General features: G+C 74.7%; 15 protein-coding genes. 10 read left to right on the top strand and 5 right to left on the bottom strand.

Annotated features, from left to right (window positions below; all coding sequences use genetic code 11):
- Positions 1-266 precede the first annotated feature (266 nt).
- The 5 genes from ACFQ6N_RS26790 to galE all read left to right on the top strand — a co-directional run bounded on the left by ACFQ6N_RS26790 (position 267) and on the right by galE (position 6,303).
- The gene (locus ACFQ6N_RS26790) at positions 267-1,031 is read left to right on the top strand and encodes a sigma 54 modulation/S30EA ribosomal C-terminal domain-containing protein (RefSeq protein WP_380654013.1); all 765 of its coding nucleotides are present in this window, start codon (positions 267-269) and stop codon (positions 1,029-1,031) included.
- A gap of 168 nt (positions 1,032-1,199) precedes the next feature.
- Positions 1,200-1,634 (top strand): hypothetical protein, encoded by a 435-nt coding sequence (locus ACFQ6N_RS26785; RefSeq protein WP_380654011.1) that lies wholly within the window; start codon positions 1,200-1,202, stop codon positions 1,632-1,634.
- A gap of 517 nt (positions 1,635-2,151) precedes the next feature.
- On the top strand, positions 2,152-4,398 hold the full coding sequence (locus tag ACFQ6N_RS26780) for an RICIN domain-containing protein (protein ID WP_380654009.1): 2,247 nt from the start codon (positions 2,152-2,154) through the stop codon (positions 4,396-4,398).
- Between the two features lie 149 nt (positions 4,399-4,547).
- On the top strand, positions 4,548-5,180 hold the full coding sequence (locus ACFQ6N_RS26775) for a hypothetical protein (protein WP_380654006.1): 633 nt from the start codon (positions 4,548-4,550) through the stop codon (positions 5,178-5,180).
- A gap of 109 nt (positions 5,181-5,289) precedes the next feature.
- Complete coding sequence (gene galE / locus ACFQ6N_RS26770) at positions 5,290-6,303, top strand: UDP-glucose 4-epimerase GalE (protein ID WP_380654003.1); 1,014 nt, start codon at positions 5,290-5,292, stop codon at positions 6,301-6,303.
- Positions 6,304-6,426: 123 nt separating this feature from the next.
- On the opposite strand, the gene ACFQ6N_RS26765 is transcribed toward galE, so the two are convergent.
- A complete protein-coding gene (locus tag ACFQ6N_RS26765) occupies positions 6,427-7,125 on the bottom strand; it encodes a transglycosylase SLT domain-containing protein (protein WP_380654000.1) in 699 nt (232 codons plus the stop codon).
- A gap of 72 nt (positions 7,126-7,197) precedes the next feature.
- Positions 7,198-7,404, bottom strand: a complete 207-nt coding sequence (locus ACFQ6N_RS26760; protein ID WP_380653998.1) for an antitoxin — start codon at positions 7,402-7,404, stop codon at positions 7,198-7,200.
- 258 nt (positions 7,405-7,662) lie between these two features.
- Between ACFQ6N_RS26760 and ACFQ6N_RS26755 the strand changes: the two genes are divergently transcribed.
- Complete coding sequence (locus ACFQ6N_RS26755; RefSeq protein ID WP_380653996.1) at positions 7,663-8,280, top strand: DUF6542 domain-containing protein; 618 nt, start codon at positions 7,663-7,665, stop codon at positions 8,278-8,280.
- Positions 8,273-9,934, top strand: coding sequence for an LCP family protein (locus ACFQ6N_RS26750; protein WP_380653993.1), 1,662 nt, complete (start codon positions 8,273-8,275; stop codon positions 9,932-9,934). The genes ACFQ6N_RS26755 and ACFQ6N_RS26750 overlap by 8 nt, the downstream gene beginning before the upstream one ends.
- Before the next feature lie 93 nt (positions 9,935-10,027).
- On the opposite strand, the gene ACFQ6N_RS26745 is transcribed toward ACFQ6N_RS26750, so the two are convergent.
- A complete protein-coding gene (locus ACFQ6N_RS26745) occupies positions 10,028-10,873 on the bottom strand; it encodes a nucleotidyltransferase (RefSeq protein ID WP_380653990.1) in 846 nt (281 codons plus the stop codon).
- A 132-nt stretch (positions 10,874-11,005) separates the two neighbouring features.
- Between ACFQ6N_RS26745 and ACFQ6N_RS26740 the strand changes: the two genes are divergently transcribed.
- Positions 11,006-11,443, top strand: a complete 438-nt coding sequence (locus tag ACFQ6N_RS26740; protein WP_380653988.1) for a DUF4259 domain-containing protein — start codon at positions 11,006-11,008, stop codon at positions 11,441-11,443.
- A gap of 31 nt (positions 11,444-11,474) precedes the next feature.
- Here ACFQ6N_RS26740 and ACFQ6N_RS26735 read toward each other — a convergent pair whose 3' ends face one another.
- Complete coding sequence (locus tag ACFQ6N_RS26735) at positions 11,475-12,683, bottom strand: MFS transporter (RefSeq protein WP_380653985.1); 1,209 nt, start codon at positions 12,681-12,683, stop codon at positions 11,475-11,477.
- A gap of 193 nt (positions 12,684-12,876) precedes the next feature.
- On the opposite strand from ACFQ6N_RS26735, the gene ACFQ6N_RS26730 reads away from it, so the two are divergent.
- Entirely contained in the window at positions 12,877-13,320 is a 444-nt protein-coding gene (locus ACFQ6N_RS26730) for a winged helix-turn-helix transcriptional regulator (RefSeq protein WP_380653982.1), read from the top strand.
- 72 nt (positions 13,321-13,392) lie between these two features.
- Here ACFQ6N_RS26730 and ACFQ6N_RS26725 read toward each other — a convergent pair whose 3' ends face one another.
- On the bottom strand, positions 13,393-14,691 hold the full coding sequence (locus tag ACFQ6N_RS26725; RefSeq protein WP_380653980.1) for a DUF6777 domain-containing protein: 1,299 nt from the start codon (positions 14,689-14,691) through the stop codon (positions 13,393-13,395).
- A gap of 577 nt (positions 14,692-15,268) precedes the next feature.
- Between ACFQ6N_RS26725 and ACFQ6N_RS26720 the strand changes: the two genes are divergently transcribed.
- Positions 15,269-16,600, top strand: coding sequence for a streptophobe family protein (locus ACFQ6N_RS26720; protein WP_380653977.1), 1,332 nt, complete (start codon positions 15,269-15,271; stop codon positions 16,598-16,600).
- Positions 16,601-16,613: the final 13 nt, after the last annotated feature.

Genomic DNA, 16,613 nt, shown 5'->3' with positions numbered 1-16,613 from the left:
CCGGCCAGCGCGGGTCCCGCGCGCACCCCCGCAGGAGGGCGCACTCCATGGCAAACGCGCCGGGTCCACGGGCGTTCCGCCGAATGCCGGTGGATCACTCCAACGGCCGATCGCGGTGACCCTTCCGTGCCTCTTCGGAGAGCCGGGTTGACCTGCGCGGATGCCATCGGCCGGAAGGAGCCCGACCGGCCCCGTGCGCAGGGTCTTTGGACCCTCGCCGCACGGCCGTGCGAACGCGAGCATGGTGGCGGAGAAGGAGGATCCCGATGACCCGTTTGCGCCACCGGCCCGCGCTCGACGTCCGGGTGGAGATCCGCGGCGAGCTGCCGCGCGAGGACGCCGAGTACGCCCGGGCCCGGGCGCTCGACACGGCCACGGCCCTCGGCCCCGACGCCCACGCGCTGCGCCTGCGGCTCACCCGGGTGCGCGACCGGTCGGTCACCAGGTCCGCGCTCGCCCAGGCGGACGTCGAACTGGCCGGCGTCGGGCCGGTCCGGGTGCAACTGGCCACCAGGACCCCGCAGGAATCCGTCGACCTGGTGCTCGGGACGCTCGCTGGGCGCGCCGTCCGGCTCCGCGAGCAGGGCGACATCGGCTTCGCCGTCACGTACGAGAGCGCGTACCGCCCGCAGTTCGCCTTCCGCCCGCTGGCCCAGCGGCGGATCGCCCGGCACAAGGCCGTCGCGCTCGCCCGCCGCACCCCCGGCCAGGCCACCCGCGAACTCCTCGCGCTGGACCGGCGGTTCCAGCTCTTCGTGGACCTCGCGACCGGCCGGGACAGCCTGGTGCAGCGCGGCCGGCCGGGCGGAGTCGTCGAGCCGTGCGCGGCGGGCACCGACGCGCTGCCGCCGCTCGACCTCGCCGAGGCGGCCCGCCGGCTCTGGCTCACCGGCCGCCCCTTCCTGGGCCACACCGACCCGGGCGACGGCCGGATCCGGGTGCTCTACCGGCGCTACGACGGCCATTACGGCTTGATCGAACCGGTGTCGGGCAGCCGGATCGGGGCAGGAACCCTGGTGGAACGGGACTGACACGGCTACGAGACGACTGCACGCCGGCACTCCCCGCGCACGCGGGGGTGCCGTGAACTCCGGCACTCCACGAACTGCGGCACGCCCAGGAATTCCAGTACGCCCAGGAACTCCAGCACTCCCACGAAACTCCAGTACTCCACGAACTCCACGACAGGGGCCGGGACCATGGACTGCGACGAAGTCATGCTGACCGTCCGGATCACCGCCGCCGAGCGGGCACTGCTGCGCGAGCTCGCGCGCGGGCACGGCGGCGACGTCTCCGACGTGGCGGTGGACGGCCTGCTGGAGGTCATCCCCGCGCTGCATGACGACACGTCCGTCCTGCCGCTGCTGCTCGTCCTGTCCCGGCCGGCGCCCTTCGCGCTGACCCTGTGGCTGCCCGCGCCGGTCGCGGACCTGCTGCCGCTGCTCGGCGAGCGGCTCGCCCGGACCGGCGGGCCGGCGGCCGGGCCGGCCAGTGCCGCGCTGTCCGCCGCCCTGCGCCTGTGGCTCGCCGGGGACCGCGCCGCGCTGGCGGGCGCGCTGGCCCGGCTGCACGGCGGCTGCGGTGCCGCCGGGGCGGCCGCCCTGGACGCCCGGGCGGTGACGGTCGCGGCCTGACCGTCGGCCGTGTGCCCCCCGGGCCCGTGCCGGCTCGCGCGGGATGTGTGACGGTCCGTCATATGCCGGATGGCGATGGCATGTCCGGGGCGGAAAATCTCCTGGTCAGGGCTCTGGCCGACGCTCCCGGACAGGTCTAGCATTCCGTCACGGCAGACGGAGCCACCAAGGCCCTCCGGCCCCGGGGCTCCGTCCGGGTGGCCGCCACCACCCCGTGCCGGGGAGTGCGCGCTTCGCGCGTGTGCTCCCCGGCCCACTCCTGCCCGCGTCCGCCCGTGGCGCGAGGTCGCCGCGTTCCCGCCGCTCGCCGACCGCTGCCTGCCGTCCGCCGCCCGTTGCCTGCCGCCCGTCGCCTGCCGTGGCCGCGCCGGACGAACGCGTCGAACCGGTCGAACGCGTCGAGGAATTTCGCAAGCGGTTTCTGTTATTCCCGGACGCCCCCTCCGCTCTCCGGAGTGTCGGAAGGCCCGAGCCCCCCACCACAGGGCACGGGCCGTCGCACGAGGAGAGGAACGCGATGGGACACCGGAGCAGCGAGCTTCGCCGGCGCAAGCGCCGCAGGCTCACCCGCAGGAGCGCCCTGGTCGCCGCGGCGGTGGCGGCCGGGCTGGTGGCGGGGACGCTCGGCATCCGCACCGCGCTGGAGCCGACGGCCGTGCACAGCGCCGTGACGGCGGCGGAGGGCGCGGCCGACCACTCGGGGTCGCAGGCCGGGCAGGGCGGCGACGACGGCGGCGCAGGGGACACCGGCACCGCCGAAGGGGCCACCCGGGCACCCGCCCCGAAGCGGGACGAGAAGCCCGTCCCGCTGACGGCGATACCCAAGGACCAGCCCGAACGCGGCCTGGTCTACGCGGGGTTGAGCCTGCCGAGCGGCGACCGCTGCGCCGGCACGCTGGAGGTCACCGGCAGCAGCCAGTGCAGCCACGGCCCGGACGTGCCGCCCAAGGGCGTGGACATCCGGCAGGACGTCGCACCCGTCGCGGCCCCGGCCGTCGCCGCGCCCGTACTCACCCCGGCACCCGGCGCCCGGCCGCCCGCCGCCGCCGATCTGCTGAAGGGCGCCGCACCCGTCCTGGACGCCACGCGGAAGGCGCTGCTCGGTGGTTCCGGCAGCGCCGCCGCGGATCCCGCCCCGGCCGCGCCCGCCGGGTCGGCGCTGGTCTGCGAGGGTGACGGCAGCGGCGGCAACCGCGTCCAGGTGGTGTACGTGCACACCCCGGGCAACGACCGGTTCGCCCAGTACCTGCCCTCGTTCAAGAAGTGGGCCGCCGACGTCGACGTGATCTACAACGCCAGCGCCGCGGAGACCGGCGGCGAGCGGCACGTCCGCTTCGTCACCGAGGCGGACTGCAGTGCCTCGGTGCTGAACGTGCAGATCTCCGACGCCGAGATCCGGGACTTCAGCGCGAGCAACCGCGCGCTCGCCGCGCAGGGGTTCAACCGCAAGGACCGCAAGTACATGATGTTCACCGACGCCAAGGTGTACTGCGGCATCGGCACCTTCGCCGGGGACGAGCGCCCCGGGCAGGACAACCTCAGCAACTTCGGGCCCTCGTACGGCCGGACCGACTCCGGGTGCTGGAGCGGCAGCACCGCCGCGCACGAACTCGGCCACAACCTGGGCGCGGTGAACAACAGCGCGCCGAACTCCAGCAAGGCCGGGCACTGCACCGACGAGTGGGACATCATGTGCTACTCGGACGCCCCCGACTACCCACAGATGCGGATCGTCTGCCCGGACCGCGCCCATGACGACCGGCTCGACTGCAACCACGACGACTACTACAACACCGCTCCCTCGCCCGGAAGCTACCTGGCCACGCACTGGAACGTCGCCGGCAACCGCTTCCTCATCGCCGGCGGCGGCACCGGGCCGGACCCGACTCCCGGCCCGACCGCGTCGCCCACCGCGACCCGCACGCCCTCGCCCTCCCCGACGCCCACCGGCGGTTCCACCGCCACGCCGACCGGCTCCCCGTCGCCGACCGCGAGCCCGACCGCCTCGCCGACCCCGACCCACACGCCGACCCACACGCCGACCCCGACTCCGACCCCGACCCCGGGCCCGGGCAGTGCGGGCCCCGAGGTGGGCGTCACCCAAGTCACCCAGAACTCGGCCGTGTTGAGCTGGAAGGCCGTCCCGGGGGCGGCCGGCTACGACGTCCTGCTGAACGGCCAGACCATCGGCACCGTCCGTTCGACCGTGGTCGGCGTGGTCCGGCTCGCTCCCGGCACCTCGTACACCGTGGCCGTGGCCGTCCGCGACGCCACCGGGGCCGTCGGCAAGGCCGGCCGGTCCGCGACCTTCCGTACCGCCGCCGACGCCGGACGCCCGCAGCCGGGCGCGCGGTACACCATGGTCAACGGGCTGACCGGCCAGGCCGCCGACCTGTGGGGCAGCTCGACGAACGACGGCACCGTGGCCATCGCCTACCAGCGCACCGGGTACGCCAACCAGAAGTGGCAGTTCGAGGACGCCGGGAACGGCGCGGTGCGGATCAGGTCCGCGCGCTCCGGCAAGTGCCTGCAACTCGGCGGCGCCCCGGTGGCCGGGCAGTACGTCGCCCAGCAGTCGTGCTCCGACGCGACCGCCCAGAAGTGGCAACTCGCCGCGAACGAAGGCGGGTTCACCATTTCGACGGACGGTGGCTCGCTTCTGCTGGGGCTCAGCGACCGCTGGTACTACGGTGGTTGGCTGCTGGAACTTCAGCAGGCGAACGGCCGGCCGGACCAGAACTGGTCGCTGCTGAAGACCTCGTAGGCCGGCAGATACCGCAAGCCCGTATGTCCGCAGGCCCGCAAGCCCGCACGTCCGCAAGCCCGAGTCCGTGAGTCGCCCCGGCCCGTGAGGGCGTGAGGCCCCGCGGACGCACCCCGTGCCCTGCCCCCACACCGCTCGAGGAATGCCCCATGAGAACCCGTCCGCTCCTTGCCGTCGCCGCCCTCGCCGCAGCCGCCGTCCTGCCCGCCGCCGTACCCGCCGCCGCCCACGGCGACAGCGTCCACCTCGATGTCACCGGCCAGCGGAACGGCCACGTCAGCACCGTGGCCACCTGGGAGAACGACCACGACCCGGTCACCGAGGACTTCGCCGGCACGCTCTCCGCCACCGCGGCCGACGGCCGGACGGTCGGCCCCTGGCGGCTGGTCACCGTCCAGGACCGGCCGGGGACCTACACCACCCGGGAGATCCTCCCGGCCGGCCACTGGCAGGTGACCGTGGACTGCGCCTTCCCCTCGCTGGGCCACGCCCAGCGCGAACTCGACGTCGCGGACGCCGTCATCGACGATCCCGCGCCCGCGGGCACGGCGCCGGTCCCCGAGGTGACGGCGGGCGTCGCACCCGTGCCCGAGCGGGCGCCCGCGCCCGAGCAGGCGGCCTCCGTGGGGCAGGAGGCCACCGTCGGCCCGGCGCGCCGGACCACGGCCGAACCCGGCGGTGCCACCACCTCCGACGCCACGACGTGGGCGGCGATCGGCACCGCCGCCGCGGCCGTCCTCCTGGTCGGCACCGGCCTCTGGCTGCGCCGCCGTCGGGCCTGAGCGGCGCGCCTCCGGGGCATCGGCGGGGAACCGGTCCGGCACGAACGGGCGTCCCTTACGGTCATCGGGCTCCATCCGGTGCCCGGCCGACGCAAGGGAGCAGCCGCGTATGAAGAAGGTCCTGATCACCGGCGGTGCCGGGTTCATCGGCAGCACGGTGGCGTCCGCCCTGCTCGACCGGGGGATCGTCCCGGTGGTGCTGGACGACCTCTCCAAGGGCCGGGCGGAGTTCGTCGAGGGCCGGGTCTTCTACCGGGGCGACATCGCGGACGCCGCCCTGGTCGACCGGATCTTCGCGGAGCACCCGGAGATCGACGCCACCGTGCACTGTGCCGCGAAGATCGTCGTGCCGGAGTCGGTGGCCAGGCCGCTCCACTACTACCGGGAGAACGTCGCCAAGACCGTCGAACTGCTGGACTCCCTCCAGCGGAACGGCTGCACCCGCGTCGTCTTCAGCAGCTCCGCCTCCATCTACGCGCCCACCCCCGATGCCCTGGTCGACGAGAGCAGCCCGGTCGAGGCCAACAGCCCGTACGCGCGCACCAAGCAGATGATGGAGCAGGTGCTCCAGGACTGGACCCGGGGCGAGGGCGCCGAACGCCAGCGGGTCATCACCCTGCGGTACTTCAACCCGATCGGCGCCGACCCGCAGCTGCGTACCGGCCTCCAGGACCTCAACCCCACCCACGCCCTCGGGAAGCTGATCGAGGCGCACGGCACCGGCGCCCCGTTCACCGTGACCGGCGTCGACTGGCCGACCCGCGACGGCTCCGGGATCCGCGACTACATCCACGTCCAGGACCTCGCCGAGGCGCACGTCGCGGCGCTGCTCCGGTTCGACGGGGTGCTCGCCCCGGACGCGGCGGACCGCTACCGGGTGATCAACCTGGGGACCGGCGACGGCACCACCGTCCGCGAGCTGATCGCCGCCTTCGAACAGGCCGTCGGTGCCAAGCTCGACGTCCGGGAGGCGGGCCCGCGCCCCGGTGACGTGATCGGTTGCTACGCCGCCGTCGACACCGCCCGCGAACTCCTCGGCTGGAAGCCCGAGCGCGGGATCGCCGAGGGCGTCGCCGACGCGCTCGCCTGGCGCGCCAAGTGGGCGGCCCACCTGGGGGCCTGACCGGCCGGGCCCGGGCCTGCCGCCGCCGCGACCGTGCGGCGCGGGCCCGGAGCCTCCGGACCGTCATGTCGCGTCGCCACATCGCCACATCGCGCCGTCACGTCATGCCGTCACGGCGCGCCGTTACTTCACGGCGTCGCCGGACTTCGTCCAGTTGTCGCGCAGGCGGTCCAGGTAGGACTGGGCCTGGGGGCCGATCTTGACGCCCCGGGCGAAGGCCAGCATGTTGCCCGCGCCCGCGTTGTAGCCGAGGGCCATCAGCTCCTCGCGGGTCAGCGGCACGCTCGGGCGGGCGGGGAGCTGTGCGGCGAGGTCGTGCAGGTGCCAGGCGGCGGCCTGGACGGCGAGGCCGCGGTCGTCCGGGAGCTCCTCCCACTCGCGGGAGGCGAAGGGCCGGCCGGGCTTGGTGTCGTCGAAGGCGGCCCGGTGCATGTTGGCGATGCCGAAGGAGGCGTCCGGCTTGCTGCGCTGCCAGGCCCGTTCGAGCTCGGGGTCGTGCGGCTTGTACGACTCGTTGTAGAGGATCGCCATCAGCAGTTGGGGGGAGACCCCGGCCTCGGCGGCGTACTGGCGGACCGGAGCCGCGTAGTCGGCCGGGTCGTAGGGCCCCGAGGGCTTCGACGGCTTGGCGCCGGGGCCGGCCGACGGCGCGGCACCGGCGGACGGGCCGCCGGAGGGGGCGGTGGCGGCGGCGGTCGGGGAGGGGCCGGCGGAGGCCGCGTCGTCGTGGCCGTTGCCGCGCAGGAGGCCCAGGCCGACCACGACCGCGACGGTGAGCACCAGCCACTGCCCCCAGCCCGGCCCCTTGTTCTCCTTGCTCACCGCTGCCGCCCCCTCCCCGTTCGTTCGCGCGTCCGTTCGGCCGTCGTGCGGCTGACCGTGTCCTGCGGCAGGCTACTCGGCGGGCTTCTGGTCGCCGTCGAGGTTGCGCAGGAAGTCCTTCGCCTTCTCGACGCCGGTGTCGATCTGCCCGCTGTACTTGCCGTCCGTGCGGTCGTCGATGGCGTCGCCGACCTTCTCCAGGCCCTGTCCGATCACGTCGCCGTGGTCGCGGGCGAGGTCGGTGGCCTTGTCCGCGAGGTTCTTCAGACTCTCAAACATGGTGACGCTCTGCTCCTCTGATGCGTTCCTGATGGTGTGCCGACGTGGCGGGGATCATGACCATCCTAACGACGGTCCGCCGGACGGTTCGCCTGCTGCCGGACGGCGGCGGGTGACTTTGCTGAAATGGGTTTGTATGCTCCAGCCCATCTTCTACAGGGGTGTAGAGGACGGGACCGCCGCCGGGACCGACGACGTCCCGGCACTCGCGGCAGTGCGATCGCGCCGCCGCAGCCGCAACGATCGAGGGAAGTGCGCATGGCCGGCCAGCGGGCGAGAACGCCGTACCAGGACGCGGGACCGCGCACCGAGGACCGTGCCTTCCCCGCCCAGCGCTCCCACGCGACCGGCGGCCAGGGCGACGCGGCGGAAACCGGGGCGGACCACGCGGAGCGGCCGGCCCGCGCGCCGCGGCCCGGGACGGCACGCCGCAGGCAGCAGGCGCGGCGGCGCGGCGCGGTGGTGGCGGCGGTCTCGGCGGTCGGGCTGCCCGCCTTGGGCGGCATCGCGGACGAACTCGGCGGGCCCGGCGTCGGCATCCTCTTCGCGGTGGGCTCGGTGCTCGGGACGGCCGGCGCGGCCGCGGTGTGCAGCCGCGCGGGCCGCTGGTGGGTGGTGACGGCCGCTCCGGTCGTGGTGCTGCTCCTCACCGCGGGCATCGAGTACGCGGCGCACCCCGACGCGTACCAGGGCAAGAACCTCGGCACCGGCGCACTGCGCTGGGTGGTCGGGGCGTTCCCGGTCATGGCCGCCGCGGTGGGCGTGGCGCTGGCGGTGGCCGTGGGCCGGGCGGTCGCCGACCGCCGACGGGCCGTGCTCGCCCGCCGACGACCCGGCGGTGCGGGCACACCGGCCGGAAGGAGCCGTCGTGGCTGAGCGCTACGGAGGCCGTGACGGAGGCCGTGAGGCGGGCCGGAGCCGGGGGCGCCCGGGCCGGCCCGGCACCGGGCGCGGCCGGGCCCCGCGCCGCGGCGCGGCCCCGCTGACGCTCGCCGGGCGCACCCTGGCCTGCACCGTCTCGATCGCGGTCCTCGGGGCCAGCGGCTTCACCTGGTACGAGTACCGCAGCCTGGACGACGGCATGATCAAGTCCACGGCGCTGAGCGAGGCCAAGAAGAACGCCCCCCCGCACCTCGACAAGTCCGTCAACCTGCTGCTGATCGGCCTCGACAGCCGCAAGGACATGGACGGCAACGACCTGCCCAAGCAGTTCGTGGAGGACGAACTGCACGCCGGCTCCAGCGAGATCGGCGGCTACAACACCAACGCCCTGATCGTGCTGCACATCCCGGCCAACGGCGGCAAGGTCACCGCGCTGTCCGTCCCGCGCGACGACTACGTGCAGACCGTCGGCGCCGACGGCCGGATGCACAAGATCAAGGAGGCCTACGGCATCGCCAAGGAGGCCGCCGAGCAGAAACTGTCCGGCAAGGGGCTCTCCAAGGCGGACCTGGAGCGGCAGAGCCGGGAGGCCGGGCGCTCGGCCACCATCCAGACCGTGCAGAGCTTCCTGGACGTCCCGATCGACCACTTCGCGGAGGTGAACCTGATCGGCTTCTACGACATCGCCAAGGCGGTCGAGCCGATCCAGGTCTGCCTCAACCACCCGGTGGACGACCCGATCATCGCCCGGACCGCCACCCACGAGGGCGGCGGCACCGGACTCAAGCTCCCGGCCGGGATCAGCTCCCTCAACGCAGCCCAGGCGCTCTCCTTCGTCCGCCAGCGCCACCACCTCACCAACGGCGACCTCGACCGCACCCACCGGCAGCAGGCATTCATCTCCTCCGTCGAGTACCGGCTCAAACAGCAGGGGATCCTGAACGACTTCGGGCAGATGCAGAAGCTGTTCGGGGTGGTGAAGAAGGACGTCGTCATCGACAACGAGTGGAACATCCTCGACTTCGCCCAGCAGGCGCCCAACCTGACGGGCGGCAACGTCGAGTTCAACACCCTGCCGATCGCCGGGTTCAAGACGGTCGGCGGGCAGGAGGTCAACACCGTCAACCCGGACCTGATCAAGAAGATCGTCCGCCAGCTGTTCAACCACGAGCCGGCCCCGGCCGCCCCGGCGCCGTCCGGAGACGCCCCGACCGACCCCGGCCCCTCTCCCTCCGCCGCCGCCTCCGCCCCGGCCTCGCCGACCGGGCCGCCGAAGGCGGTGGTCGACGTCAACGCGGCGGCCGGCGCGGGCGCCGCGTCCAACGAGTCCAAGGCCCTGGCCGAACTCGGCTACCAGGCGGGCAGGATCGGCGACGCCCCCGCCAGGACCCGGGCCACCACGGTGGCCTACGGCACCGGGGCGAAGTCCGACGCCCAGCAGCTCGCCACCCGCTACGGCGTCAACGCCACCGCCTCCGGCGCCGTTCCGGCCGGGCGCATCCTGCTCACCCTCGCCGTGACCCGCACTCCGAGCCCCACCGCGCCGAGCGGCGCCGCCGCGTCGGCTGACCCGTCGGCGGACCCGGCGGCGGGCCTGCCGATGCAGGGGCCCGCCGTGAAGGCGGGGGGGATCCCCTGCGTGGACTGAGGCCGGTCCAGCCGGTCCAGCCGGTCCAGCCGGTCCGCGGGTCGCGGTCGCAGGTCGGGCAGGTCGGGCAGGTCGGGCCGGTCAGCCGGCGGGTCAGGGGCGAGGGGCCTTCGGGCCGTGGACGGCGGCGTACTCCGCCGCCAGCCACGGGCCGAGGTCGTCGATGAGCACGGCGAGGGCGGCCCGGTCCGCGCCGGGGGTGCGGGCGGTGGCGGCGGCGCGGCGCATCTGGTCGGCCCGGCCGGGGTAGTGGGCGGCGAAGACCTCGGCGGAGGCGGTGAGGTCGCTGGTCCAGCCGCCCCAGCCGGGCATCACCAGGGTGAAGCCGGTGCGGACGACGCGGCGGGCCACCACGTGGGTGAGGGCGCGGAGTTCGGCGTCCGTGGCGGCGGCGCTCGCGCGTTCGCGCCAGCCCGGGAGGGCGAGGCCCAGGTCGCCGTTGGTCTCCCGGGCGAGCAGGGAGGTGGGGCGGTAGCGGGGGAGCCGTGCGGCGAGGTCCTCGCCGAGCAGCGGTGTGCAGAGGCAGGCGACGAACCAGCCCAGGTCGTGGCGTTCGAGGTCGCCGAGCAGGGTGCCGGTGTCGAAGAGCAGCACGCCGACCCCGTCGACCTGCGCGAACCCGGCGTCGAGCGCCGCCTCCAGGGCGTCGGCGTCGGCCCGGTCCGCCGCCGTGGGGCCGTGGTGCAGGGCGAGCAGCAGGTCGAGGTCGGAGGTGCCGGGGACGGCGGTGCCGCGCGGGATGCTGCCGTAGAGGTAGGCGCTGTGCAGCCGCTCGGGGCCGAAGGCTCCGGCGATCCGCTCCCGGGCGGCCTGGACCACCGGCGCGAACTCCGCGGGCACCCGGTCGAGCGAGCCCTCCCGTGCGATGTACCCGTCCCGGTCCAGCCCCCGGTCGGTGCCCTGACTGCTGCCCCGACTGCTGCCCTGATTGGTGGTCATGGCGGCACTGTGCCCCGTCGGCGCCTCGTTGACCAGCGAATATTCGCGGCCGGGGCCGGTTGTCAGTCCTGTGTGCAAGCATCCGTCGCACACGAACGCGAAGGGCGGGCGTGGGGAGGCGAGGGGATCGGCATGGGTACCTGGGACATCGGGCACTTCGACAACGACACGGCGGCGGACTTCGGGGGCGACCTCGACGACACGGCGCAGGGCGAGCGCGAGGCGCTCCTCCGGGAGGTGCTGCTGCGCGCCGCCCGGGCGGGGGAGTTCCTGGACGACAGTGAGGGCGCCCAGGCGGTGGCGGCGGCGGCCCTGGTGGCGGCGCAGTGCCCGGGCGGTGCGGCGGTGACGACCGCCTACGGTCCCAAGGAGGCGCTGCCGCCGTTGGCCGCCGAGCTGCGGGCGCTCGCGGTGGAGGCGCTCGACCGGGTGGTGGCGGAGGAGTCGGAGCTGGCGGAGCTGTGGGACGAAACGGGGGAGGCGGCGGCCTGGCGGCAGGGCATACGGTCCCTGCGCGACGTCCTCGAGCCGGTGCCGCCGACGGCGGACGTGCCGCTGTTCGAGGCCTGAGGGCCGGCCCGAGCGACGGCCTGAGCGGCGGTCAGCGGCGGGTGGCCGCCCACCAGGTGACGAGCGCCGCGAGGCTGGTGGCGGCGCCGAGGAGGCAGACGGCTGTCCAGCCGCCGTGGTCGTAGACGACGGTGGAGAGGATCGCGCCGACGGCGCACCCGGCGGAGTAGAGCAGCATGTAGCCGGCGGTCAGGCGGCTCTGGGCCTCGGGGCGGACCTGGTAGAGGAGGTGCTGGTTGACGACGTGCACGGACTGCAGGCCGTAGTCGACCACCACCATGGCGAGCACCAGCCACCACACCGAGTGCGGCAGCAGCGCGGCCGGCAGCCAGCCGGCCAGCATCGCCACCAGGCCGAGGCCCGCGGTGCGTTCGGCCCGGCCGTGGTCGGCCTGCCGGCCCGCGTACCCGGCGCCGAGGGCTCCGGCGGCGCCGGCGAGGCCGAAGAGGCCGATCTGGGTGTGGCTGAGTTCGAAGGGGGGCGCGGCGAGCGGGAGGACCATCGGGGTGAGCAGGACGGTGATGGAGGTGAAGGTGAGCAGGGCGAGGACGGCCCGGACGCGGAGCACCCGCTCCTGGGCGAAGAGCGTGAACACCGAGCCGACCAGCCGGAGGTAGCCGATCCGTTCGGCGGTGCGTCGCCGTTCGGACGGGACGGCGGCCGCGACGGCGAGGGCCATGGCGGCGGTCGCCACGGCGGAGGCGATGTAGACGGCGCGCCACCCGGCCAGGTCGCCGATGGTGCCGGCGATGGTGCGGGCGAGCAGGATGCCGACCACGATGCCGCTGGTCACCGTGCCGACCACCCGGCCCTGGTCGCCCGGCGCGGCGAGCGAGGCGGAGTAGGCGACGACGACCTGGGCGACGACCGCGAGCACGCCGACGAGGGCCATCGCGGCGAGCATCAGCGGCGCGGAGGGAGCGAGGGCGACAGCGGCGAGGGCGAGGACGGACAGGCCGAGCTGGGAGGTGATCAGGGTGCGGCGGTTGACGTGGTCGCCGAGCGGTACGAGCAGCAGCAGGCCGAGGGCGTAGCCGATCTGGGTGAGGGTGCCGACCAGGCCGATGGCGGCCGGGTCGATGCCGTAGTCCCGGGCGATCAGGTCGAGCAGCGGCTGCGAGTAGTAGACGTTGGCCACGGCGAGGCCGCAGGCCACGGACAGCAGCCAGGCGACGGTCGGTGGCAGGCCGCGCGGGGGTGCTGCGGTGGCGGGGGCGGTCGTACGGGTGGGCGAGGCCATGGGCGGTACTCCCTCGGGCAGCGGGCAGCGGGCAGCGGGCAGCGGGCCGGAGGCCGTAGGCGGCCCGGCTGGTTTCAAAGTGCTACTGCTTCACCCTGGCATACCATGGTTTCAATAAGCAACCGCGTCAGTGGGTGGCCGCGTCCGGTCGGTACGCTGGTCGCCGTCCAGTGAGAGCTGAGAGGTGGGAGAGATGCCGAAACGCACCACGCACGAGGAGTCGAGCTGTCCGGTCGCCCGTCCGCTCGACGTCGTCGGTGACGGCTGGACACTGCTGATCGTCCGCGACGCCTTCGACGGGCTGTGCCGCTTCGGGCAGTTCCAGAAGAGCCTCGGCCTCGCCAAGAACATCCTCTCGGCCCGCCTGACCAATCTGGTCGCCAACGGCGTGTTCGAACTCGCCCCGGCCACCGACGGCAGCCCGTACCAGGAGTACGTGCTGACGGAGAAGGGCCGTGCGCTGTTCCCGGTGATCACCGCGCTGCGCCAGTGGGGCGAGCACTGGTTCTTCGCCGAGGGCGAGCCCCGGGCCAGGCTGGTGGACCGTGCGTCCGGCCGGGCGATCACCCCGATGGAAGTGCGGGCCGCGGACGGCCGGGTGCTCGGGCCGGGCGACGCGAGGGTGCTGCTGCCCTGAGACGCGCCGCTGCCACCGGCCGGGGGGCGGCGGTGGCAGCGGGGTGGGCGGGGGTCGGGGCCGGGTGCCGGGTCAGCCCGTCGTGGCGTTCCCCACGGTCGGACACGGTGGCAGGGTCGACGGTGCCGTGGTCGCGCAGGTCGCGGTCGCCGGCGGTGGGGTGACGGTCGTGCCCGCGGCCGACGTGGTGGTGACGGTCGGCTTACCGGCGCTCGTGGTGGTGCCGGTGCTCGTCGTCGTCCCGGTGCTCGTGGTACCGGTGCTCGTCGTGGCGGCGGTGCCCGTGGCGGGTGTGGCGGACGACGGCCCGCCCGGAGAGGAACTGGTCGGGCCCGCGCTGGTCGAGCCGGACGTCGTGGAGCCGGAGGTCGTGGATCCCGATGTGGTGGAACCCGACGTGGTCGAACCGGAGGTCGTCGAGCCCGAGGTCGTGGAGCCCGACGTGGTCGAGCCGGAGGTCGTGGACCCGGAGGTCGTCGAACCCGAGGTCGTCGAGCCTGACGTCGTGCTGCCTGACGTGGTGGCACCCGAGGTCGTGGCCGAGGAGGACCCGGAGGGCGGCGGGGTGGTTCCGGGCCCCGCGGACGGCGTGGACGGCTTCCACGGCGCCGGCGGCGGGATGCCGGGCACCATCGGGCCCTTGGGCGGTTCGACATGCTTGTCCACGATCTCGATCCGCCCGGTCATCCGGGAGAACCAGTCGCCGGTCTCGATGTTCACCAGGATGATCTGGGTCACCGGCTGCGGTGCCGGCACCACCACGATCAGCGTGCTCGGCTGGAACCCCGTCCAGGTCTTCCCGGTGTATTTGGCGTTGCTCACCAGCTGCGGCGCCTTCAGCGGGTTGCCGCAGGAGCAGCGCACCCGGGGAACGCCCTGGGCGTCCACCAGCACGGCGGTGCCCGCCTGCAGCGCGGACTGGTACTCGACGACCACGCCGCTCTTGTAGTTGTGGTTGGTCACCCGGGTGTCCACCCGCAGGTAGGCGGAGGTCAGGGAGCGCAGGTAGCCGGGGATGTCGGCCTGTGCGATGCCTGCCGCCGAGGCCCAGGCGCGCCCGGTGTCCCCGGCCGAGACCATCCCGATCAGCCGTTCGGTGTCGCAGCTGGGCTTGCTCATCGTCCCGGCGTAGAGCCCGGCGGAGCTGCCCTCGACGCTGTGCAGGGCGGCGGTCGAGCCGGTCTTCGAGGTGGCGCCGGGCTGCTGGGCCGGCGAGGTGGCGGGCGCGGGGGCACTCACCCCCTGGGTTTCCACCGATGGGGTGAACGGGGCCGGTCCGGGGTCCGCCGGGGCCTGGAGGGCGACCTCGTTCGCGGCCGGGACGGCCTCGTTGTGGCTGCCCTGGTTGTTGACGATCAGCACGGTGGCCACCACGGCCACCGCCACGGTGCCGGCCGCCAGGGCCAGCCCCTTCCCGGAGCGCCACCACGGCGTGCGCGGTCTGCCGCCGGAGCCACTGGAACCGTTGGAGCCACCGGAGCCACCGGAGCCGCCGGACGTCGGTCCGGAGGGTCCGGACGGCCCGGGCCCCCCGGGGGGCCCCGAGGACGGCGGGCCGGCCAGCGGCCCGGACGGGGGGCCCGAGGGAGGGCCGTACGGCGGCTCGCCCGGCGGGCCGGACGGAGGCGGTTGGGAGGTCATCGAGGCTCCGTTTCGCAGGCGGCCGGTGCTCACGACCGGCATGGGAAGCTCCTGCCACTGGCTTCCATTTCTCCCCCCGGGCCCGGTTCGCCGCAACAGCAGGTCGCCGATCCGTCGCCGAGCGTGCGGACCGGCCGTCGGCGACTCTGGAAGCCGATCGGACGGCCCGAGCGGACAGCCCGAGCGGGCGGGCCGGCGGGTGGCCGGCGTAAGGCCCGGTGCACGACCCGGCGTGAGACCCGGTGCGCGACCGGGCGACCGGCCCGGGCCGTCCGGTGAACGTCCCGTCGAACAACCAGGAGGCGGCATGCAGCAGCCCACGACCCGGCCCGCGGGCCCGCCCGGCGCCGTCCGCGGCTGGCTGGACGCGCTGGCCGTCGTGCTGGCCGGCCTGGTCGCGATGGCGGCGGTGGCCGCGCTCGGCCTCTGGCTGGCGGGCGCCGGCGACCTCCCGGACGGCGGCTTCCCCTCGGTGGTGGCCGCGACGCTCGCGCTCGCCGTCGGCGGGGCCGTCCAACTCGACGGCGGCGCGGGCGACTTCGCCGCCGTGGACGCCGGGATCAGTGCCATGCCGCTGACCGTCTCGCTGGTCGGCGCGGTCGCGATGGCCGAGGTGTTCCTGCGCCAACTGCGCTTCCGCGCGGTGGCGTCCGGCGGCGAACTGCTCGGCCGGATCGTCCGGACGGTGGTGCTCTGGGTGCTCGCCCTGGTGCTGCTCACCCTCGGGGCCAGGCACAGCTTCGTCGTCCCGCTGGGCGGTGACCTCGCGCAGTCGATCAGCGGCGCGCTCGGCCTCACCCCGGAGGTCGGCTTCCACGCGGAGGGCGTGAGCACGATCGGGATCGGGCTCGCCTGGCTGCTGCTGGTGCTCGCGGCGGTCTTCGCGGTGTCCCGGCGCGCGCCGCTGCCGGCCGGCCTGGTGCGCTACCAACTCGCCGTCCGACCAGCCGCGTTCGCGCTCTGGCTGGTGCTGCTGGCGTACCTGGCGATCGGCGCGGTGGCCGGGGTGCTGACCGCGATCGTGCACGGCAACGCCCGGCAGACCCTGGCCGTGGTGCTGCTCGCGCTGCCCGACCTGGTCTGGCTGGCCTTCGGCGTCGGCCTCGGCGCCGAGTGGCACGGGCGGCTGGTCGGCGCGCTCGGCCTGCCCGTCCCCAAGCCGCTCGCCGAGGTGCTGCGCGCGCCGAAGGGGCAGCAGGCGACGGTCGACCTCGGCACCCTGGCCGGGCAGGACGCGCGCGCCTGGTGGCTGCTGCCGCTGGCCGCCGTCCTGCTGCTCGCGGCCGCGTTCCTGGCGGCCCGTCGGTCGCCCCGCACCGTCCGGCTCTGGCAGCACGCCGTACGGTTCGCGCTCGCCACCGCCGTCACCGTCCTGCTGGTGGGGCTGTGGACCCGGATGGACGCCGGCTACGGGCTCTCCGTGCTCGGTGTCGGCCTCGGTCAGGGCGGCCTCGGCGACCTGCTGGGCTCCGTCCTCGGCGGCGCCGACCCGCTGGCCGGCCTCGGCGGGGGCAGCCTCACGCTGCGCCCGGCCCTGTGGACCGCCGTCCCGCTCGCGGCCGGCTGGGGCCTGCTCACCGGCGCCCTCGGTGCGCTGCTCGCCGCCCGGGTACGCCGCCCGGGCGCGGTGGCGCAGTGAGCCCGCGAGAGGC

Source organism: Kitasatospora sp. NPDC056446, from assembly GCF_042796115.1.
GTDB lineage: Bacteria > Actinomycetota > Actinomycetes > Streptomycetales > Streptomycetaceae > Kitasatospora.
Note: the sequence above shows the minus strand (reverse complement) of the source record. Positions and strands in the feature narration are given on the sequence as shown.